The organism is [Clostridium] innocuum (assembly GCA_012317185.1).
GTDB lineage: Bacteria > Bacillota_I > Bacilli_A > Erysipelotrichales > Erysipelotrichaceae > Clostridium_AQ > Clostridium_AQ innocuum.
In genome coordinates, this window is the sequence record CP048838.1 from 2,627,922 (window position 1) to 2,650,600 (window position 22,679).

General features: G+C 39.6%; 18 protein-coding genes and 4 pseudogenes. 9 read left to right on the top strand and 13 right to left on the bottom strand.

The window, feature by feature from the left end:
• Nucleotides 1-24: 24 nt before the first annotated feature.
• The 6 genes and pseudogenes from G4D54_12790 (at nt 25) to G4D54_12815 (ending at nt 6,668) form a co-directional block, all read left to right on the top strand.
• A pseudogene (locus G4D54_12790) lies at nt 25-1,165 on the top strand (pentapeptide repeat-containing protein).
• Entirely contained in the window at nt 1,165-2,271 is a 1,107-nt protein-coding gene (locus G4D54_12795; GenBank protein QJA03263.1) for a hypothetical protein, read from the top strand. The pseudogene G4D54_12790 and the gene G4D54_12795 overlap by 1 nt, the downstream one beginning before the upstream one ends.
• A gap of 46 nt (nt 2,272-2,317) precedes the next feature.
• Entirely contained in the window at nt 2,318-3,604 is a 1,287-nt protein-coding gene (locus tag G4D54_12800) for a DUF3991 domain-containing protein (GenBank protein ID QJA03264.1), read from the top strand.
• 791 nt (nt 3,605-4,395) lie between these two features.
• Nucleotides 4,396-4,629, top strand: coding sequence for a hypothetical protein (locus G4D54_12805; protein QJA03265.1), 234 nt, complete (start codon nt 4,396-4,398; stop codon nt 4,627-4,629).
• 276 nt (nt 4,630-4,905) lie between these two features.
• Nucleotides 4,906-5,747: pseudogene (locus G4D54_12810) on the top strand (DUF3440 domain-containing protein).
• Between the two features lie 276 nt (nt 5,748-6,023).
• Nucleotides 6,024-6,668, top strand: a complete 645-nt coding sequence (locus tag G4D54_12815; protein ID QJA03266.1) for a hypothetical protein — start codon at nt 6,024-6,026, stop codon at nt 6,666-6,668.
• Nucleotides 6,669-7,086: 418 nt separating this feature from the next.
• Here the strand turns inward: G4D54_12815 and G4D54_12820 are convergent, their stop codons facing one another.
• The 12 genes and pseudogenes from G4D54_12820 to G4D54_12875 form a co-directional block, all read right to left on the bottom strand.
• Nucleotides 7,087-7,545, bottom strand: coding sequence for a hypothetical protein (locus G4D54_12820; GenBank protein ID QJA03267.1), 459 nt, complete (start codon nt 7,543-7,545; stop codon nt 7,087-7,089).
• A gap of 443 nt (nt 7,546-7,988) precedes the next feature.
• The gene (gene mscL, locus G4D54_12825) at nt 7,989-8,372 is read right to left on the bottom strand and encodes a large conductance mechanosensitive channel protein MscL (protein ID QJA03268.1); all 384 of its coding nucleotides are present in this window, start codon (nt 8,370-8,372) and stop codon (nt 7,989-7,991) included.
• Nucleotides 8,373-8,483: 111 nt separating this feature from the next.
• Nucleotides 8,484-8,615, bottom strand: a pseudogene (locus G4D54_12830) (DNA-binding protein).
• A 3-nt stretch (nt 8,616-8,618) separates the two neighbouring features.
• Nucleotides 8,619-8,762, bottom strand: coding sequence for a hypothetical protein (locus G4D54_12835; GenBank protein ID QJA03269.1), 144 nt, complete (start codon nt 8,760-8,762; stop codon nt 8,619-8,621).
• Nucleotides 8,763-8,904: 142 nt separating this feature from the next.
• Nucleotides 8,905-13,815 carry a YSIRK-type signal peptide-containing protein gene (locus tag G4D54_12840; GenBank protein ID QJA03270.1) on the bottom strand — a complete coding sequence of 1,637 codons (4,911 nt, stop codon included), beginning with the start codon at nt 13,813-13,815 and terminating at the stop codon, nt 8,905-8,907.
• Between the two features lie 71 nt (nt 13,816-13,886).
• The gene (locus G4D54_12845) at nt 13,887-14,291 is read right to left on the bottom strand and encodes an Rrf2 family transcriptional regulator (GenBank protein QJA03271.1); all 405 of its coding nucleotides are present in this window, start codon (nt 14,289-14,291) and stop codon (nt 13,887-13,889) included.
• Between the two features lie 576 nt (nt 14,292-14,867).
• A complete protein-coding gene (locus G4D54_12850; GenBank protein ID QJA03272.1) occupies nt 14,868-15,107 on the bottom strand; it encodes a helix-turn-helix domain-containing protein in 240 nt (79 codons plus the stop codon).
• Nucleotides 15,108-15,111: 4 nt separating this feature from the next.
• The gene (locus tag G4D54_12855) at nt 15,112-15,552 is read right to left on the bottom strand and encodes a sigma-70 family RNA polymerase sigma factor (protein ID QJA03273.1); all 441 of its coding nucleotides are present in this window, start codon (nt 15,550-15,552) and stop codon (nt 15,112-15,114) included.
• Between the two features lie 170 nt (nt 15,553-15,722).
• Nucleotides 15,723-17,108, bottom strand: a complete 1,386-nt coding sequence (locus G4D54_12860) for an MATE family efflux transporter (GenBank protein ID QJA03274.1) — start codon at nt 17,106-17,108, stop codon at nt 15,723-15,725.
• Nucleotides 17,109-17,183: 75 nt separating this feature from the next.
• Nucleotides 17,184-17,744, bottom strand: a complete 561-nt coding sequence (locus G4D54_12865; protein ID QJA03275.1) for a TetR/AcrR family transcriptional regulator — start codon at nt 17,742-17,744, stop codon at nt 17,184-17,186.
• A 23-nt stretch (nt 17,745-17,767) separates the two neighbouring features.
• A complete protein-coding gene (locus G4D54_12870) occupies nt 17,768-18,379 on the bottom strand; it encodes a class I SAM-dependent methyltransferase (GenBank protein ID QJA03276.1) in 612 nt (203 codons plus the stop codon).
• Between the two features lie 350 nt (nt 18,380-18,729).
• Entirely contained in the window at nt 18,730-19,365 is a 636-nt protein-coding gene (locus G4D54_12875; protein ID QJA03277.1) for a helix-turn-helix transcriptional regulator, read from the bottom strand.
• A 456-nt stretch (nt 19,366-19,821) separates the two neighbouring features.
• Between G4D54_12875 and G4D54_12880 the strand changes: the two genes are divergently transcribed.
• From G4D54_12880 to G4D54_12890, 3 genes are all read left to right on the top strand, one after another.
• Nucleotides 19,822-20,913: a replication initiation factor domain-containing protein gene (locus G4D54_12880; protein QJA05200.1), complete on the top strand. Its 1,092-nt coding sequence runs from the start codon at nt 19,822-19,824 to the stop codon at nt 20,911-20,913.
• Nucleotides 20,913-21,116, top strand: coding sequence for an excisionase (locus G4D54_12885; protein QJA03278.1), 204 nt, complete (start codon nt 20,913-20,915; stop codon nt 21,114-21,116). The genes G4D54_12880 and G4D54_12885 overlap by 1 nt, the downstream gene beginning before the upstream one ends.
• 78 nt (nt 21,117-21,194) lie before the next feature.
• Nucleotides 21,195-22,388: a site-specific integrase gene (locus tag G4D54_12890; protein ID QJA03279.1), complete on the top strand. Its 1,194-nt coding sequence runs from the start codon at nt 21,195-21,197 to the stop codon at nt 22,386-22,388.
• Between the two features lie 7 nt (nt 22,389-22,395).
• On the opposite strand, the pseudogene G4D54_12895 reads toward G4D54_12890, so the two are convergent.
• Nucleotides 22,396-22,557 (bottom strand): annotated as a pseudogene (locus G4D54_12895) (cobalamin-binding domain-containing protein).
• Nucleotides 22,558-22,679 lie beyond the last annotated feature (122 nt).

The window sequence follows — 22,679 nt, forward strand, 5'->3', positions numbered from 1 at the left end:
CAGGTAATGGAAAAGGAGAAGAAAATGGAGGAAGAACAGATAAAGAGATTCGTACAAACGAATAGTGAGATATCATTGATGGATTTTTACAAAAGCTTGGAAAGACAGCAGCGAGAAGCCGGATATAGTATGCAAAAGACCAGTCTGATCTTTCCGCAGCGCCAGATCATCGAACTGGAAGGAAAGAGCTCCTGTAAGATATTCACTTCTTATTTCGAGAACTGTGAATTCATGAACCTGGAGCTAATGGATACGGCCGGATATAACCAAAGGATATTGGAGGGAAATATCTTCAAAGGCTGCACCTTCACGAACTGTAGAAACATCGCATCTATGAATGCATGTACGTTCATCGACTGTAATTTCAATGCCTGTGATCTCAGGCATACCTCATTCGTCCGCTGCAGGTTTGTAGATACGAGCGCAGGAGACTGCGATTTCCGGATGGCGAATTTCTCCCTCGCCGATCATGCAAAGTTGTATATCGCATATGAGACCTGCAAAGTAGAGGATACTCTGCTGCAGCCGCAGGTATCGGAAGAAGAGAGGAAGCAGACCGGCGATCCGATCAGAATGGATATCTTCCTCGATATGCTGGAGTGTTCCCTGAAACTGCTCCGTGATGCGATCCATCTCGACAGTGATGCGCAGATGACACTCGATCCGATCGCTCACGACCTGAATGCCTATATACAGATGACGCGAAAGGCGATGGAATCAGAAGGAATCCGGGAACGTGAGGAAACGGAGATATTGAACGATCTCGACGTGCATGAAGCATGGGCGAATCAGATCTGCCGCAAGACAGAGGAGATGCCTGTCATCGACTGGACGAAGAGCAATTACAGCAGGATGAACCTGAAGAACCGGAATCTGTCCGGTATCGACTTCACCGGTTCCCTCATGAAGAACTGTGACTTTACAGCCTGTAACCTCACCGGAGTCGATTTCACCGGCTGTAATCTCACCGGTGCCATATTTTTTGAATGCGATCCTTGCGCAGAATACCTTCGATGGCGCAAAGCTGGAGGACATCAAGATCGATCAGAAGAACCTGCAGCTATTCGAAAATGCCGGCATCGCTGTGAATACGGACCAGACCGGCCCCATGAATATCTCTGTCAATCGCAGCGTCTTATCGAGGAAAGGAAATACGGCCGTCTGATGGAAGACAGATACCAACGCTATCAGAACACTGCCTTCACAAGCCAACAATGGTACATCATAAAAAAGGCGATCGATGAAGATATCGAAGTCAAGGATATCGCAGATCCAAGATTCAGCGTCGAACAGCTGACGCTACTCATAGACGCAAGGAGATCCGGTATCGACTTATCCGGATTGACAGATCCGGATATCAAGGAAGAACAGCTCAAACAGATATTGGAAAAGATAGCAAATGAGATGGGACTCTATGATGAGCATTATGAAAAGGTCAGGAGGAAGTGGCTCCGGAACATCACCTGGATGCTTCTCATCGGCTCTGTCCTCACGATCATCGTTTCTCTGCTCTATGTCACGAAGGATGAATGGCTGAAATACTTTGAAGAACTGTACCTGTCCTTCGATCGTGAGACCGTACAACTTGAGGCAGGAGAACCGTTCGAGCCAGCCTCCTACATCCGTTCTTATGATCCCGAAGCAGTGATCACCTTTCCGAATCGTGATGAGATCGATACGAAAAAGCCCGGCACCTATTGGGCAGTCTACCATATCAGCAACGGCAAGAAGGAAAAGGATATGAAGCTGCTCGTGGAAGTGAAGGACACCAAATCACCGGTGATCAGCTTGAACAGATCCAGCATAACTGTGTCTGATCGTTCCGAGCTGAAGGCGGAGGAATATATAGATTCTGTCATCGATATCGTCGATGGCGATCTTCGCAGGAAGACGACGTTCGAAATGACAGAAGACCAGATCGTTTATAAAGTGAGCGACGCACATGGGAACGAAGCACGGAAGACCTTGGATATCCATATAGAAAAGCCAAAAAGTAATGAGACAGAGAGCGTTCCAAAGACAGAAGGACCACAACCAGACACTCCACAGCAACAGGAGCAGGGGGATTCACCAATAGAAAAAGATATACCTGTTACGGCACAGGGCAGATCGTTTCCTTTCATAGAAGGCAAGACCTTCGATCAGACGTATCAGGAATGTATGGCAGCCGGTAATGCAGCAGTAAGCGCAGGCCAGGCAAATACGGCATCCTGTACCGTCTATGATGACGAGAATGGAATCCATAAAGGATACGTTTTAAATTTTGACTGATGATACCTGGCAAGTTGCCAGGTATTTTTTTAGGAGGTAAGGACACATGAAAGAAATCATCAACATCAGTATTCCAAAATCACGCTTCAAACAGAAGATCAAACAGGCGAATGGTACGAAGTACAGCCATCGCGTCATCCTTCCGAAGGAAGCAGGAGCTTATAAATATCATGTACTATTGATCAGTGAGGACTTCGTACAAGAGGATATCGACAATATAGACAACAACGTCCTGCATTTTTATGCAGATCGAGAGATCCAGCTGTCGCAGCATCATCGGACGCCGAACGGAGAGGATGTCTATGAGAAGATCAGAGTCATGCCGAAGGAATTGTACAAAAGCTTCTATGGAGAATACAAAGACAACAGCAGGAAGAGATTCACGAATGAAGAAGTAGAATATCTGAAGAAGAACATATCCGTGATGGATTTCCTACAGGATCGTGCAGGCTTCAGCTTCCAAAGACAGGGACAACATTATTATCGCTGTGATCAGCATAGTTCTCTCGTCATCGATACGAGGAACAACGCTATGTTCTGGAACACCGAGCATATCAATGGATCCGCATTGGAATATTTGAGAAAGGCAGAAGGCAAGACGTTTCCAGAGGCGATGAATATCCTGATCGAATATCATAACGGACTTGCGCCTGACAAGAAGCAGTATATCGCACCGAAATATGAGCAGATAGAATTCAAGCTTCCGGATTCACAACAGAATATCTCGAAGATCTATGAGTATCTATGTGACAAGCGAAAGATCGACCGTGACCTCATCAAGCGATTCGTCGATGACGGTAAGATCTATCTGGATGCAAAAGGAAATTGCGTCTTCGCATGTGAGAACTACAAAGGAAAGGTAGATTCCGCCTTCGTACGTTCGACCTATTCAGGCTTTCGGGGAGATGTCGGTGGAGGAAATAAGTTTACCGGATTCTTCATCGAAATGGATCCAAAGGCTACGAAGCTTGTCCTGACAGAAGCCTATATCGATGGGTTGTCTTATATCACGGCCAAGAAGCAAGCCGGTGAGAAGATAGACTTCAATGTGCTCGCATGCGACAGCTGTAATGTCATGAATGAGACGTTCCGCGTAAATTATCTTACCCGACCTGTCTTGAATCAGAATATCGATACTGTCATACTTGCATCGGATAACGATAAAGCAGGCAGAGCTGCTGCGGAAGAGTTCAAAGCATTCGTCCGACCATTTCATAGGATACAGAATGTCATCGATGATCTTCCATCCCTTGGTTCTGACTGGAATAAGGACCTGCAGAAGATATATGAGAACCCGGAAGCAGTTCCGGAAAAAGCAATCATGTTGAAATAGCTCTTATTTCTCCTAAGATATTGACCCTTATACAAAGGATCTTCAGCATTATGGCGTCGGCCTGCTTATCGTGGAGCCGCACTGGTGGGAGTTCAAAAGCCTATCTATTGTGATTTACAAATCGAGACGAAGTTCATCTGAAGGTGCAGGATAGGTCATAGGAGAAATCTGGAAGCAGATATCCTGTCGGGTCTGACGGACGGTACGGATCGTTAGAGAATAGTGATGGCTTCATCATGATCTCGTAGTCATCCTATCAAACAACGTACGCATTTTTTAATAATCTAGAATTTATATACATATGGATATGTAATATACTTTTTTTTGTTCTCTACTCCTTTCGGAATATATCCCTACAGAGAGTCAGGTAGGTATATTCCGGCTTTTTATTTGTTGTTTCAAAATGATTGCAAAATATTATTAATATGATAAAATAGCATAGGCATTGATATGCTACTGCCTAGGTATCGTACAATGCATAGCCATTTGGCAAAGTCCGGGTAAAACCGGATTTTTTATTGCTTATGACACAAAAATGTTCATAATATGTTTACAAATGTTCATATAAGCAATATAATGATTACGTTGCCGCTCATTGAAAAGAAAGGGATACCTAGGCAGTATTTCGCGGCACTTGACCACCTTAATGGTGGTCTTTTAATTAACCGTTATCAAACGTTTAATCTTTTATCAATAAGTATTATAATAAGCCTAAATAGGCATCTAATTCCTCCATATCATATATTGAGATGCGCAGATGTATCTCAATAACACGTAAGGAGGAAATATATATGTGTAACAGATGTGAATGTAATGATTATGACTTTTATGGCTTTAGCGATTATGATTTCGACAGATTCGACTGGAACAGAGGCTATAGTTGCTATAATGACTATGGCAGAAATGCATTGAATGAAGCGGAGCGAGTAGCTCGTTTTGCAATGCGTCGTGACTGTAGAGAAAATCGCTGCGCACGTCAATTTGTACGCTGCATGAGGAATGCTCGATGCGGATCTAATTGGTAACTAATTTATTATTAACTATTCGTTCACCCTCATTTAGCTTTTAACTGTGTATTTGCGATTTCATCAGTAAAATATGAGAATACTTGTAAATGAATTATCCTACTATTGACTCCTGCCATAAGGTGGGAGTCTTTTTATCTTGAACATAAAAGATAGCTGATGTGTAAATGCGAAAATCACACCCTATATAAAGATAGTTTTGTGCTCTCTGATCATTGGGAGCTTATACTATATAAAATTAACATAATCTGACAGAAAGGTGTGAATGAACGAAGCATGAAAAAGATCAATCTAGATAAAAATGTCTATGAAGCGTTGCTAGAACGTCTTCATTTTATCTTTCAGGAATTTGAAAATATCTATATCTCCTTTTCCGGAGAAAAGATAGTGGTCTTTTATTGATATCCTGTTGGATTTTAGAGACCAGTATTAAATAATAGGAGTTTTCATCAGGACTTTGAAGCACAGCACAATGCAACGACTGATTATAGAAGAGGCCTTTCGGATGCTGGAAAAGCGTTCGCATCTCGGACTTTACTGGGTCTGTCTCCCTGTGCAACACGCTCTGCCTTGAGCAGCTATGAAATGTACTGGTACCCATGGGATAATAAGAAGGAAGATATCTGGATCCGTCCAATGCCTCAGCACGATTATATCATCAACCTAGAACAAATATCATGACATCCTAACACTATAAGATGCATCAGGGGGTCTTACTAAGCAATTTTGCAGATGGTACCGGTTGTCTCATGAAAATAGGAAAACGATCTGCCGGTTGGGGATAAGGGCAGATTAATCCTTGCAGCGATACAGTGGTTTCATCAATAAGAAATATAGCTATAAGCAACGATGCTGGATCACGCAGCAAAGCCGCTTCACCGTTTCAGGACTATGCCAAAGAGGCACTCATCTTTACAGAGTCATCTGTCCTGAAATCTAGGTCAAGCTCATCGGATGTGTCAGAGGAGCATATTTTACTGCTATATATGCTAAGACGAAGGCATTCGGATACCGTCATATAACATTTTCGAAGGGACATACATGCACAGTTCATACTGGCAACATTGCCACCATAGTTGTGTCGCAACTATATCAAAAAATTTAACAATTCCATCTGATTTCGGCATACAGTCGGAGGTGGGCATGAAGCGAAGTTTGAGAGAAATCAAGAATGTGTTTATGTCTATCCTACGGGACATTAAGAAAGAGATAGACAGCGGCGAACAGCCGGGGGAAACTGTCATTGACACCATGTTTTAAAATACCCAGAACGCCGTACAGAAGCAGAAACAGGAATTACATACCGTTGATGATGTGACAGCGTTGATTACAGAGCAGATAGAAAAGGTCATGCTGCTGGAAAAGGAAACTAGCGAACAATTCCAGCAGTTTTTATGTTAGATTTCCGAATTGTTTCCGAAATATTCTCATTTTATTGCCAATTAAAAATGGTATTTCCGTTTTACGAAACGAGTGGAATTGTAGTCCATGGGCGGAGAATTGGAAAACTGATAGGTTTGCCAACGGCAAATCTGAAAGTTGAAATGGACACGGATTTGCCGGAGCCGGCTGTGTATATATCAAAGGTTTTTCTCAAAGAGAAAACGCTCTATGGAATCACGCATATAGGAGCGCGATCAACAGTTGACGATAGTCAAGAAATATCTTTTGAAACACATTTTGAATTTATTATAAGAAATATACGGACTCAAAATGAAAGTACAGTTGTTTTCCAAAATCCGGATTCCACAAAAATCCGACGAATTATCCTTTCTTATAGAGCAGATCAGAAAAGATTGTTTGATCGTACAGAAATACTGGGGAATAAAACAGCTTGCTTCCGATTTTTTATAGATATTAGGAAACACCAAGTAAAGCTATGCAACCATAAAATAATCTTGTCCGCTAAAGAATTTGATGTCCTGTATTTATCATATTCAAATCTAGATGTTGCATTTATGATAAAACAAATCTATGAAGTAGTCTGGCATGATTCGGCAAATGGTATTTATCATGCAGTAAAAAATACAGTTTTTTAAACAAGAAAACGGATTAAAGCATTTTCAGCGAATCATGATTATATAAAGACAATCGTTGGATATGGTTACAAATATAATGCGTAATAGCAAAGTCAGTCGAGTCAATCAGCACAAGATGAGCAGTGCATAAATGTGCTGCCGTTGACAGTCCTGCCCGCCTTTGCTGACAGGCGATCAAGGCAGGAAAGCCCTTAAAATGGTTTCCAACACATTTCAATTTTATAAGAAAAGTTTAAATTTTTTTCTGGATGCAAAAAACCCGCACAAAACCTGGTGTCTGTACGGGCTTAAAGCCATCTTATATTCAATGATTGAAAGGCAAACGATAAAAGAATCTACTGCTCCTCCTATTCGTTTCCCATCTTTCCTTCTTCACTTCAATGTTCATAAAATGATAATCTTTATCTCAGCTGTCAATTCATCCAGCCTGTTTATTTTCTATCTCGTCAGTATATATATCCTGCTGTTGTCTCTGCTCATCTTTCCACTGTTTTCGGATCGGATATGAATATTTATAAAATGTCGAGAGTGCCATTCCAATATTCATACAATATTCTCCCAGAGGGCGCTTGCTATCCAGACATGCCCTGATATTTACTTCAAAATCTTCCGGAATTTGTACACGTGGTCTACCGTATACACCATTTCCTTCCCGTTTCCTCTTTAGTGCATTCTGGATTCCTATTTTTTGACGCTCTTTTAGGCACTGATAATACCAGTCCATGAATTCTCTGCAGAACTGATATACCAGAACAGCATCTGCACTCTTATTCTCCTTGATAAAAACTACATCTTCCTGTGCATACTGTTTCAGTTTTTCCATGACATTATCCCCTAAGCATGTCATGGACAAAAGTTCCATTTTCCTACCTGCCATCGTTTTTTCTTCCCTCCTACTGCAATCTTTTCATTGCTTCTACGATGTTCATTCTCACAATCATTTCAAAAATTCTTTCAAACATGCTGTTAAAAAATAGAGCTGTTACAGGCGCATGATACTATCTTTGACTGTTTTACTGAGAGGTTTCATCAGCTGATACGAGTACCTTTTTGAAATTCCCTCATGCAAAGATCATGTATCTATTATGAAAGGGAAACACGATACCTTCTTCCAGTATCAAAATAACTGTATAGGGAATTGTTTATTTTGATACGAAGTGAAAGCATTGCATGAGACCTGATATAATATGGAAAACAACATGAGAGCTAACAGACGAACTGTATACCTCCCTTGTTGCTTTGTAAATAATCCTCGATTTCTTAAATGACTGGTACCATTTTTGTGACAAAAGATCAAGTATCGTTTTTTAAGTCGAAATATTATTTTATAGAATGCCATTTCTCATTTCTCGATATCAGGTCGCGTATTTCTCTTAAAAGAACTGCTTCCTCAGACGGCTCAACAGCTGCCGGTTCTGGAATGCTCTCTTCTTTCTTTCGGCAGAATTTGTTGATGATCCGGATGATCGTAAAAATCACCAGTGCAATCAGCAGAAAATTGATGATATTCTGGATGAATCTTCCGTAATAAATGGCTGCTTCCGCCATATCTCCTGATGCCGGAGTGATAACATAGCGCAAACTTGTAAAATCGATTCCTCCAAACAGGATGCCGATAGCAGGCATGACGATGTCATTCACAAGAGAGGTCACGATTGCAGTAAAAGCCCCTCCAATGATAACATCGACTGCTAAATCAATCATACTTCCACGAGAAATGAATTCCCGAAACTCGGTAAAAAATCCTTTTGTCTATTTCAAATCATTTTCCACCTTCCCTACAAAATATCTCGGCATAAATAACACGCTATGGGATTACTGTTGTTCTATTTTTTCTTTTAATGCCTTCCCTGGCTTAAATTTAGGTGAAAAGTGCCCCGGTATGATAGTTTTTTCTCCTGTTTGAGGATTTCGACTGCTTCTCTCACTGACAAATCGCGCCTCAAAAGTTCAAAATCCAGCAATCTGTATTTTTTCTCTTTGTGCCATCTTATCTCCAATGAGTTCGATAAACTGATCTATGATCCCCTTTGTAACTTCTGAAGAAATCCCCTGTTTATATGCGATTTCTCTAATAATTTCATTTTTATTCATAAATACTCCTCTTGACATTATAAAGTGTTTTTCCTATCGTTATCTTCTTTGGCTATGAAGTTTTGAATGAAATCAGCACAGCACCCTCTAAGAAGAGTACTGTGCTGAATCAAGTCGTTATGCTATACAATCGTTGTTTCTTTTACTGTTCCTCGTCAACTTTTCTGCGTTTTCTCGCAAAGAATAGTCCGGCAAGGGTCGCAATAGAGCCTATCGCTGCTGCTGTATGCACACCTAGATTTGTAAAGTCGCCAGTCTTTGGTCCAGAAGTTGTGACCTTCGTCACCTTGTTCGTCTGCGTATTCTGCTGATTGTTAACCGGAGTTACTGTACTTGCAGGTTTTTCCACTGTGACTTTCACGGTTACCGTTTCCTTGCTTCCATCAGGATATTGGATTTCTAATGTTCCCTCATATTCTCCAGGTTTATTTGGATCAATAGTTCCCTCTGGAGTGATATCTTTAATTTGGGTTCCTTCTGGAAGGTCATCAAGATTTGTTACATTATCTGTTAAATCAGGGTTTTCTCCCGGCTTTATGATTTCCGGTTTCGTCTCCGGATCGTATTTATCCGCATCTGTACGCGGATCTGTCACATTGACCTTTACTTCCACTTCTTCTGTTGTTCCATCCGGATAAGTTACTACAATGATGCCCGGTGTTTCCCCTGGCTTATCGGTGTTTACCGGTGTCTTCCATTCGTACTTCGTATCCTCTGGAAGGTCATCTTTATTTCTGATTCCATCCTCTGGATTTGGAGTTTCTCCCTTATTGACATTGACTTCCTGTCCCTCTGGAGTATATTTTTCTGCATCTGTCCGGTTGTCATTTACAATAACATCCACCGTGACCTGATCCGTAGAACCGTCTGGATATGTTACAACTACAGTTCCCGATGTCGTACCCGGTGTACTGGTATCTACTGGTGCAGTCCATCCATAGGTTGTATTTGCTGGCAAGTCTGCTTTGTTGGCAATACCATCTGCTGCATTTGGCTGACTTCCTTTGTCGACTGTGATTGCCTGTCCTGCCGGATCATATGCATCTGTTGCCAAGCCATAGTTGACCGTTACAATGACTGTATCGTTTGATCCATCTGCATAGGTCACTTTCACATTCACTGGCTGATTCTGTCCTGTCGTTGGAATCGCATCTACTGCCACGATCGACTGTATCTTCTCGGCTGGTGCATCTGTCGTTACGACACCTATGACTTCATCATTCGTAGCTGTCTGTCCATATGGTTTGTTTACAACTCCCCCCTGTGCTGTATACAGTTCTGTATTGGTCGCATTCTCATTTACAATAACGTCCACTGTTACCTGATCCGTAGAACCGTCTGGATACGTTACTACGATTGTTCCCGAGGTTGTTCCTGGTGTGCTGGTATCCACTGGTGCAGCCCATCCATAGGTTGTATTTGCTGGCAAGTCTGCTTTGTTGGCAATACCATCTGCTGCATTTGGCTGACTTCCTTTGTCGACTGTGATTGCCTGCCCTGCCGGATCATATGCATCTGTTGCCAAGCCATAGTTGACCGTTACAATGACTGTATCATTGGTTCCATCTACATAAGTCACTTTCACATTCACTGGCTGATTCTGTCCTGTCGTTGGAATCGCATCTACTGCCACGATTGACTGTATCTTCTCGGCTGGTGCATCTGTCGTTACGACACCTATGACTTCATCATTCGTAGCTGTCTGCCCATATGGTTTGTTTACAACTCCCCCCTGCGCCGTATACAGTTCTGTGTCAGTAGCCTGTGGTGTCGTGTCAACGACATTGACTGTAACTTCCACTTCTTCCTTGCTTCCATCTGGATAGGTTACTACAATCGTTCCTATGGTTTCTCCTGGTGTATCCGTGTCCACTGGTGTCTTCCAATCATACATTGTTCCTTCCGGAAGATCGTCTTTGTTCTTGATTCCGGCTTCTGCGCTTGGGTCTTCGCCTTTATTGACATCCACCTTCTGTCCTTCCGGAACATAGGCATCCTTTGCTTCCCCGTAAGCGATCGTTACGGTAGCATCTTCCTTGGTTCCGTCTGCGTAGGTTACTTCCACGGTCACGGTCTGGTCTGCACCATCTGCAGTAGGAGTAGGAATCTCACCTTTGATCGCTTTGGATTTCACTTTCTCTGCTGGTGCCGGAGCCTCTTGCCCATCCTTGGTTTCTGTTACTGTGACTTTGTCCAGAATGGCAGCCTCTTCCGCTTTCTTTCCGTAGTCCTGGTTCAGCGTGCCACCCTTTGCATTGTATTTGTCCGCATCTGTTGCCGGATCAACGACATTGACTGTAACTTCCACTTCTTCTTTGCTTCCATCTGGATAGGTTACTACAATCGTTCCTGTGGTTTCTCCCGGTGTATCCGTGTCCACTGGTGTCTTCCAATCATACGTTGTTCCTTCCGGAAGATCGTCTTTGTTCTTGATTCCGGCTTCTGCGCTTGGGTCTTCGCCTTTATTGACATCCACCTTCTGTCCTTCCGGAACATAGGCATCCTTTGCTTCCCCGTAAGCGATCGTTACGGTAGCATCTTCCTTGGTTCCGTCTGCGTAGGTTACTTCCACGGTCACGGTCTGGTCTGCACCATCTGCAGTAGGAGTAGGAATCTCACCTTTGATCGCTTTGGATTTCACTTTCTCTGCTGGTGCCGGAGCCTCTTGCCCATCCTTGGTTTCTGTTACTGTGACTTTGTCCAAAATTGCAGCCTCTTCCGCTTTCTTTCCGTAGTCCTGGTTCAGCGTACCACCCTTTGCATTGTATTTGTCCGCATCTGTTGCCGGATCAACGACATTGACTGTAACTTCCACTTCTTCTTTGCTTCCATCTGGATAGGTTACTACAATCGTTCCTGTGGTTTCTCCCGGTGTATCCGTGTCCACTGGTGTCTTCCAATCATACGTTGTTCCTTCCGGAAGATCGTCTTTGTTCTTGATTCCGGCTTCTGCGCTTGGGTCTTCGCCTTTATTGACATCCACCTTCTGTCCTTCCGGAACATAGGCATCCTTTGCTTCCCCGTAAGCGATCGTTACGGTAGCATCTTCCTTGGTTCCGTCTGCGTAGGTTACTTCCACGGTCACGGTCTGGTCTGCACCATCTGCAGTAGGAGTAGGAATCTCACCTTTGATCACTTTGGTTTTCACTTTCTCTGCTGGTGTCGGAGCCTCTTGCCCATCCTTGGTTTCTGTTACTGTGACTTTGTCCAAAATTGCAGCCTCTTCCGCTTTCTTTCCGTAGTCCTGGTTCAGCGTACCACCCTTTACATTGTATTTGTCCGCATCTGGTGTAGTGAATGTAAATGGGTCTCCCATAATGGGATTGTCTGCATTTGGACTATATGCAACCAGAACAACCTCTGTACCATCTGGCACTACGTTTGCGTTAACATCCAAAGAGAAATTTCCGGCTACCAGATCCTTATATGGAATCTTGACTGTACCATATTCATCAGTGGTGTATGTTTTCGTATTTTTATCATAGCCTTGAAGCTTGACGATTACATTTCCAGCATTTTCATTTGTGATTTGGATCAGTCTTGCCGGGTCTGCTGGATCAGCAATCAATGTCTTTGGAACAGTTCCTTCGATCGTTGTCTTTTTAGTGGAATCGAATGTTGTCGTTGTAGTAGTTGGTTTTGATACTAGATAATCGGCAGCGTTGTTTGGTTCTGTCAGATCTATCATAAATTCCTGTCCATCAGGTACACCATCACCATCTGTATCTACCTTAGTAGTATCGGTACCAATCTTCCATTCAACAAAATCAAATAGACCATCTTTGTCCGTATCATTCGCATCCAGATAAGCATTTGCATACGAATTATTCAACTGCTTTGGAGCATCTCCATTATCATTTGTTGATACACCTTGTTTAGTGTTCAGATAGTCTGCTTCCATCCAGCTATCAAATAAGAAGGATTGTTGATTTTTCTTAATATATTCATTAGCTGCTCTTGCAAAATCGGAAAGAGTTACGCTATCTTTTAGTTTATAGGAAATCGTATAGCTACGGCTTTGTCCAAGCGTTCCAAAAAAGATTCGGTCGATATTCTTTCTTGCTGCATCTAACTGCGCCTTTGTATCATTGCCGATGATGCTTAGTTCTGGAACCTGGCTTGTGTCCACTAAGCCTTGGTCGTTAATTGGAACCGTGAATTCTTCATGATTTTTGTTAATCTTTACGCCATCCAGATCAGAGCAATATATTTTAATATTATCTGTATCAATATATGGAAGCAACTCTGGTGCTATCTGTTCTTTCACATACACAACCCAGCTATAATCTGTCTGTAGGAAATTCTCATCAGGTTTGAAGGTGTGTATAGAACGAATGGTCATATCATCAATATTAAATTTAATTCTTTGATTCGCTTTACCTTTTGTAAACCCTGATTCCTTTTCATTCTCATTCTTCTTATTATTCAGCAAGATATAACCATTAGAAATACTGTTCGAGGCTATAGCTCCTTTATTGGTCGTCAAAACGGAATTAAATCCAATTGGAGTATCTTGTAAATTAAGACTTTCCAATGTCTGTCCATTTTTCAGCGTGATTTTAACAGGCTGGTTACGTGATAAACCTATCAAAGCATAGTTAGGCAGCTTTGTAACTGGCAGAGACCACATTGCGCCATCGTTATGCTTTTCCAGACTAATATCAGCTAAAATAACTTTATCGATCTGTTTATAAAAGGTATTGTTGGTAAAACTCAAAAGATATTTCCCAGCATATTTGTTCGCAGGGTCTGTCCCCCATCCTGCGCTTCCACTAAACCAATATGTAAATGTCATAGATAAACTGTCGTCATCCTCAACTTTATTGAAAACAGTAGAGCTATAACGTAGGTTGGCATTGTTATCAATTCCGGTTGCCGTATAATGTGTTGTAGTATCCAGTCCTCTATTTTCCTGTGCATAGACGGTACCCAAAGACGGCACCATCAACATGACGCCCAGTAATACAGAGCACACGCCAATACTCAATTTTCGTATCGCCCATCTTTGCTGTCTTTTTGCACAGGAAAGAAAACTCGGCTTATTTTTCTCCATAAACGATTTCTCCTTTCTTTTCGTTTCTTTCTAAAATAATTAGAACCAGTTTGGTACCCTCATATTTCCCTTCATTCCATTTCTAGAAGCTCCTGTATGCTTGTTGATAGCAGCATGTGATCCAGATACGACTGTATCTTTTCATAAAAATGACGGACCTGGCAAAAGGAACCGGCATCTCGACTGCAGTAGCGGTCTTTTTCAAGGCACCGGTTGATCTGCATGGTCGTCTCCATTGCTCGAATCACATCATAGATGGGGATGTCTCTTGGATGCTTTACGAGTCGAAAACCGCCATCGATACCAGTAACTGCTTCCAGGATCTGTGCTTCTTTCAAGATACTGGCAACTTTTAAAACATAGCCCTGTGGAATATGCAGCTGTTCCGATAATTCCTTTGACTGAACAAGCTGCCTTTTTTTCGCAAGATAGAGAACGATTCGTACTGCATAATCGGTCGATATTTTTAAATGCATACATCACCCCCTCCTTTTTAATTCTGGATAAATCAGGTTTATAGTATGACTGTACCAGAATATGGACTTATCCTTTTCAAGAAACTGCATAACAATATCATCCATAGAAACCTTGACTAGTGCTGCTTTTTTAGATAACGAAGATCTTTTATATTCACGAATTGCAAACGGCACAGCAATTTATGCATTATCCACCTAAATCAGCACATGATGCTTTTTGATAAATATTAAATTCAGTATATAGTCACATTCTTATCTTTGCGCATGACCGAATATCCATTTCCTTTCTCACATAAGGGTACTATCCTGCTGGTTCATAAACAGAATATACGCATTTATAATAGAAGTCTATTGATATTCTATACTGTAATAAAATAAGATTGTTTAATTAAAATTTTATATCTGATTTTTGATTATCCGCATAAACACTATACTTTCAAACATTTTGAAGTATAGAAAACTATTCATTTTACCACGAATTTACCACGATTGAATGAGCCTTGATATGACACAAAAACAACATGGGAGATAGCACAAATATCTGTGTATCTCCCGTTTTTCATTCATGTAGTATGATTATTTTACTCTGATTTCAAATTTCAAGATTGCTTTCATCATTTCTGTATGGATTTGACCTTTTAATTCTTCATCAACCTGCATAATGATTTTACCACTTTCAGAGTGGTAAAACGGACGCAAGCATAATTTACATATATAAGCGTCATAAAACTTCAAAATCTCTCTTATGGCAGTTTCATTTCCAGCAGACGCTTGACATATTACTTTTAATGTAGGGTAGCCATATTCTTTTTTCATTGGTTCAATTCCTTTCTTTCAATACTGTTTTTAGTTTCTTCAATCCGTTACTTCTTCTGCGATAAATAGCAGAACGTGATACATGATATAATTCGGCTATTTCTTGGTCGCTCATACTTTGAAAATAGCGTAATAGAATTACATCACGCTCTTTATTCGATAACTTATATAAAGCAACAGCAAGTTTCTCATTTGATATTTGAATTGTAAAATTCAAGACTTCAAACGAAATGTAATCACAAGAATAGTTATCCTTAGTTACACATTCAACATTTTTCGTATCTGATAATTCACAGAATAAAACTTCACGCTTAGAACGTCTTGCAAACTGTCTGTTTCTGTTTTTTACTGTGCATTTAATAACAGTCATCATCAAAGCATTAAACTGTATTCTAACGATATGCTCGAAAGAAGATGGGTTCATAATCTCACCTCCTTTCCGCATACGCTGAAATATATAAACGGAGATACCGTCTATATCTTTGGAAAATACAAAAAGAAGAACAAGAAAAAAGTCCGTACAAAATATACCGTCTGTACGAACTTTTAATATTGTAAAATATTTAGTTGTTGATAAAATGCTGTTAGGTAGTGCATAATCGTATAAGATTATTCCTAAAACTTTCCACAGCAGTTACTTTCAATGCTTTTATATCTTGCTTTTTTAGTCCTATCATAAAGTTTTCCATATAACCGCTTAATAATTTGATTACTTGTTAAAATAGTTATAATGCAGGCGACTATGTGACTGATTAAAATCGCTATCCAAACACCATTTAAATTTTCTGCCAGCCAAGATAATAGATAGGCAAAAGGAATACGAATAATAATATAGTAGAATATCATTAGTATCATACTTTTTGTTGGTTTTCCTATACCATTTAAAGTACCTAAGTAGCAACTAGTAATAGTGTAAAGAACATAACCGATACTAACAATTAAAAAATAATGGCTGACAACATTTGTTACAGCTACGTTGGAAACAAACAATTTTGCCAACTGTTTAGAGAAGAAAATAACAACTGCTGATAATACACTTGAAACAACAATACCATATTTTAACGCCAATTTCAGATAATTCTTTGCTCTGTCGATACGTTGTGCTCCAATACATTGCCCTACGATTGAAGTCAACACCATATTAAGAGCCATAGCAGGATAAAATAATATCATTTCTAATTTTCCAGCAACTCCGTAGCCAGCAATAGCAGAAATACTATAAGTACTAACAATAGCAGTTAAAAATGTTGTACTAATAGCAGGAATACTTTGTTGAATGACAGACGGCACAGCATTTTTTACAAACGGCATAATCTCTTTTGTATCAAAATCAGATAGTGAAAGGTTAAATAATTTTTTACGATAAATATAAATGCACATAAACGCCAAACAAATAATCTGTGATATTAAGGTTGCGATTGCCGCTCCGTGAAATCCAATTATGTTAATGAAAATAGGATCTAAAATAGCATTCAATAAAGTAGACACAAGCATTGCAACTGCTTGAAACATAGTATTGCCAAAACTTCTTAAAATGGCTGTAAAGTATAAATACAAATAAACTGCTACATATCCCAAAGCATATATAGATAAGTAATTTTTTGCCATATCAAAAATTTCAGTCGGTGTATTTAAAACTATCAAAATAGGCTCTAAAAAAATCTCCAACACAATTGTCATAAACACTGAAAGAATTATAGATACAAAAAAAGAAGTAACTATAATATTCTTTTTCTTTTGCTCATTTTTCGCACCAATTACCTGTGATAATAGAATGGCTAACCCGTTTGTTGCTCCCATACCAATTGAAGTTAAGATTAAAATAATAGGTGTCGAGTTTGTTAACGCTGCGTATGCCTGCTCACCTAACAAATTTCCAATCCAAAGACTGTCTACGAGATTATATGCCATATTTAAAAACATAGCTATTATCATAGGAACAGTCATTTCAAGTAAACATTTTTTTGTGTTTCCGTTTACAAAATCAATATTTTTGTTCATTTTAATTCCTCCTATTGAATGAAAATTATTCATTTAATTTATTTAAATATTCCCTGCCTTTTGGCAGGGGAAGATTTAAAGCCTAAACAAGTCCCTAAAAAATGCCTTTATCCGTGAACTCTTTTCTTTAATTGATATATCGGTATTTAAAATAATTCCTAGTTGTCCATATATGCAAAAACTGGCATACATTTCAACATCATTGACTTGTATTTCATTTGTGTAATTTGCTCTTTCAATAATTTCAGATACAATAGGAAAAAGTTTTTCACATACATTCAATGTTAATAAATTATGGAAATTTTTATTTTGGTTATTATGAAAAACTGGATAATATGTATCATCTTCTTGTTCTGCAAAAAGTATCATCTTCCGCAAAATATCTTTTAAACTATCCTTTTTTATATTTATATTTTTTGTCATATTGGCGACTAAAATATTTGAATATTCATTGATAGCAGACTGAAAAAGTACATCTTTTGATGGGAAATATCTATAACATAATCCTTGTGCTATTCCAATTTCTTTTGCTATGTCTGATATTGAAGTTTTTTCAAACCCATTTACACTAAATAATTTAATGGCTGTTTCTAAAATTTCTTGTTTACGTTCCTCTGGTTCTTTTGAAATACGCATTGTTTTCTTTCCTTTCTTGCGGTTTAATTATTGTATGCTATAATTAAACAAGATCTTGTGCCAAAAGATTTCCATTCAATTTCGTGGAAGTCTTTTGATAATAATAACAACATTTCCTTTTTTGAATAAATCTTTACATCTCCACTATTGCTGTGTTTCATATAGTAATTCATTATCTGTCTTGCTCCGATTGGTTGCCAACAATCACCGATAATGAAAACTCCATTTTGCTTTAAACACCTAGACACTTCTTTCTCTACAATATCTGGTTGTGGATAATGATGAAATGAGTCATTACATACAATGGCGTCAAAAGAACTATCTTCAAAAGGTAATCTCTCAGAGTCGCCTAAGATAAGTGTTGCATCATTTCCTAGTTTATTTTTTGCAATTTCAAGCATATTGGGAGATATATCTATTCCAAATAGTTGTTCTGCTATATTTAATTCTTTTATTTCTTTAAGTAACGCACCCGTTCCACAACCTAAATCTAATATAGAATGTATATTCTTATTTTTTAAATTTTCTATAATCGGCTTATAGAGTTTTCGAGCATGTTCCCCCTGAATATTTGTATCATAATCGGCAGCTTGCTTATCAAAAGTCTTTTGTGATTTTTGTTTCGTAATATTCATGTAATCAACTCCTTTCACTAAAATTATATCTCGTGAATGAACGATTGTCAATGAATAAAATTCATTGAATTTCATTCATTTCAAAGACGTGTATCTCTGATTTAAAATACACGCCTTTTTGATTACCCTACAATCTTCCAGTTACTATTCCTTATATAGCCCAAATTTGTACCGTGACAATTTCATTGATATTATCCGATTTACCACAAATCAAATTTTATCTTTTCTTCCTCTTGATTACCCTCCACAGAAAAGAAAAAGCCCTGTCAAGAGCCTTGCCACCATTGGTGGTGCTTTGCACTCTTTACTGGGCTTTTTGTTTGCTGTATCTTCTACAAAGAGGGAAAAAGTTATTCGTCCTCATCATCAAAATGGTTATTTTTCAATACTTCCCGTAATAATTCCATATCTTCTTTTGAATTGGGGTTTATCATTTTTACGACTTGATAAGGTGTCCTATATTTATGTCCCTCTATGCTTTCCCCGAACATATCCATGCTGTATAAATCATCATAGCGGTCTAACAGTTTTTGAAACTTCAAATGCTGGATAAATTCTTTGATTGGATAAAGGTCGGACGCTACAATACTTTTCCCGTTGATGTAGTCGGTAATATATTCCCGTAACTTTTCCAACTCATATTCCAGCCATTCTTCCTCGCTGTCAAAGAAGTTGTCATAATGTCCATGTTTTAGTTCTGCATTTAATCGTTCTTCAATTCTTAAAAACTGGCAGACTTCCTTTTCGGATTGATTAACATACTTCCATTCTCCCGATAATAATTCATTGGGCATTACACCCAGCACGTCCATTATCTTTTCTAATGTATCGAAGGTAGGAAAATTCACACCTCGTTCAATCTTGGAAAGGCTCTGCATATTGATACCGATTTTATCCGCAAGTTCCTGTTGTTTCATTCCTCTGTGTTTTCTTATGGTCTGTATGTTCTCTCCTAAGAAACTGATTTTCTTTTCGTAATGCTCCATAACTTAGTATAACCGCTCCTTTCGTTGCTTTTCTTGGTATTTATAAGCATATCATACTTAATCTACATCTAAAAGTCAACAAAAACTTCTTGACAAGTAATTCTAATGGCGTTATTATCGTATCAGATAGAGTGATTAAGCACGATAAGGTCAATCACACGCTTGAGTAAGCATAGAGAAGATACATTTTCACTTTGATAGCATGAATAAGCATGGACTATCAGACCGAAAATAGTGGTTTCCAAAAGGGGCTGGCTGGACGGGGCACGTCCCCCAGACGTGTTCGGACAGACAGTTCCTTTTGGAAAAGGAACGCCTAAAGGCGTTCGCAGAGGGCGTATATGTAACACCGCCCTGCGCATACATGTCATAGTACCTAGAAACTGTGATAAATAAAGGACAAAACACGATTTTTACCCCGCAAAAAAACGGGAAGTACGAAAGGAGTAATGCACTATAACTACACACAAAAATTTATCCGTTAAGATTGATTACATCAGCATTGTATTTGATACTGCAACCGCTGAAGATGTAATCATGCACATTTTAGGTTTACCGACTGACATTTTCAATGTTTATCCAGCAACGATAAAATTCAAGACTTATCAAGCACGCTGGCAGATTGGAGATATTTATGTATCGGGGGACGCAAGAAAGACAGAGGACAACCCACAGGGGCTAGGCTGTTATCTTGTTATGACTGGCAGAGGTTGTGATGATATTTTCCGTATTCTCGATAGTAGGAATTGTACCTTTGGAGATATGTTCCGACGTTGTGAGCGAAGATACGGACTGGATAACTTCCATTTTACAAGACTTGATATTGCCATTGATGATAAGAACGAAAAGCCATTCTTTACCATAGAGCAGATAAAGAAGAAATGCGAAAAAGAGGAATTTATTTCTAATAGTGAGGGCTACCACTTTGACGAAAGCAAGTTTGATGATTTCGACACCGCAAAGACTGTTTATATCGGTGCTGGTAAATCGGGATTGTCCTACCGCTTTTATGATAAAGATAAGGAAGTCTGTTCAAAACATAATAAGACACTTGATGAAGTTGGCAGTTGGAAACGGACAGAAATGCAACTGCGTGATGATAAGGCTCATGCTTTTGCCATGACATTCAAAGACAGACCGCTGGAACTTGGGGAACTGGCTTTCGGGCTATTGGCAAACAACCTACGCTTTGTCGTGCCAAACAGAAATGAAAGTAATAAGAGCAGATGGAAAACGTGTCGGTTTTGGGAACGCTTTTTAGGGGCTGTGGAAGTCTTGAAAGTGCAAGTACCGAAACTACATAATTCTCTTGAAGAAACACAGCAATGGCTCACAGAGGGTGGCGTGATTTCCGCTGTCAAAAGTTTTTACTTCTTAGAAGAACATGACGCATTAGGTGGACTGGAAAAAGTGGGAACTATGCTTGATAAGGCAAGATACAGTAATTCCCTTTCCAGCAAACTAACCGCCCACTTACAGAGGATAAACCGCACCGACCTTATCCCCTATATCCAGTATGACACAAAACAAGGGAAAGGGGGTATCTAATGAATAACAACGATATTCCTGTATGGGAAAAGTACACCCTTACCATTGAAGAAGCGTCAAAATATTTCCGTATCGGAGAAAACAAGTTAAGACGATTGGCAGAGGAAAACAAGGACGCTGGCTGGCTCATTATGAATGGCAACCGCATACAGATTAAACGCCGACAATTTGAAAAGGTCATTGACAAATTGGACGCAATCTAATGCAAATGAGCCTTGTATGTGTTATGATGAACACAAGTCATATCAAGGCTCTTTCCAACAAGGAAAGGAGCAGACACCATGAAAGAAAAAAGACGGGATAGCAAAGAACGTATCCTGCATACTGGAGAGAGCCAACGAACAGACGGAAAATACTTATATAAATATGTGGACGCATTTGGAAACACAAAATATGTGTATGCTTGGAGATTGACACCCACAGACCCGACACCAAAGGGAAAACGGGAAAAACCCTCACTTCGTGAACTGGAACAGCAGATAAGACGGGATATTGAGGACGGTATCGACAGCACAGGCAAGAAAATGACGCTTTGCCAACTCTACGCTAAACAGAACACACAGAGGGCAAACGTGAAGAAAAGCACACAGAAACAACGGGAACAGCTCATGCGGTTATTGAAAGAGGACAAGTTAGGTGCTAGGAGCATTGATACGATAAAACCCTCTGACGCTAAGGAATGGGCATTACGCATGAAAGACAAAGGCTTTTCCTATAACACCATTAACAACCATAAACGCTCGTTAAAAGCGTCATTCTATATCGCCATACAAGACGATTGTGTAAGGAAAAACCCTTTTGATTTCAAGTTAAGTGAAGTCCTAGAAAATGATACCAAAGAGAAAGTCGCATTGACAGAGGAACAGGAACAAGCCCTACTCTCATTCATCAAGACGGACAATGTGTATCACAAGTATTATGATGATGTGCTGATACTGTTAAAGACAGGACTTCGTATCTCGGAACTGTGCGGACTGACAATCATGGACGTTGATTTTATCCATGAGGTTGTGGTTATCGACCACCAGTTACTAAAGAGCAAGGAACAGGGTTATTATATTGAAACGCCTAAGACAAAGAGCGGAATAAGGCAAGTGCCATTAAGCAGAGAAACAATACAGGCATTTCAACGGGTTATGAAGAAACACCCAAAGGCAGAACCATTTGTGATAGACGGACGGAGCAATTTCCTATTTGTCAATCATAAAGGCAAGCCCAAAGTTGCGATTGATTACAACGCCTTATTTGTCCGTATGATAAAGAAATACAACAAGCACCACAAGGACAATCCCTTGCCACATATCACACCGCATACGCTACGCCATACATTCTGCACAAGGCTGGCAAGCAAGAACATGAACCCGAAAGATTTACAGTATATCATGGGGCATTCAAATATCAGTATCACAATGAACTGGTATGCTCATGCGTCCATAGATACCGCAAAATCAGAGGTTCAGCGTCTAATCGCATAAGAAGTATTTACCACGATTTTAACCACGCTTGATAGCGAAAATATAAGAAGATAGACCTAGATATGTGAGGTTTACCACAAAAGAAAAATGCCCGTAGAGCCTATAAAATAAGGCTTTGCGGACATTTAAGAAGATATAAAAAGATAGTCAAAAAGACATATATAATTTTATACAAAGATGTGATGTTTTTATACATTATTCTTATTTGTTATATTTCTAAAATCTCCGTATTCATACGATCTTCTCTGTTGGCAATCAAAGATATTCGTAAGCGGAAGACGCTTCCATCCA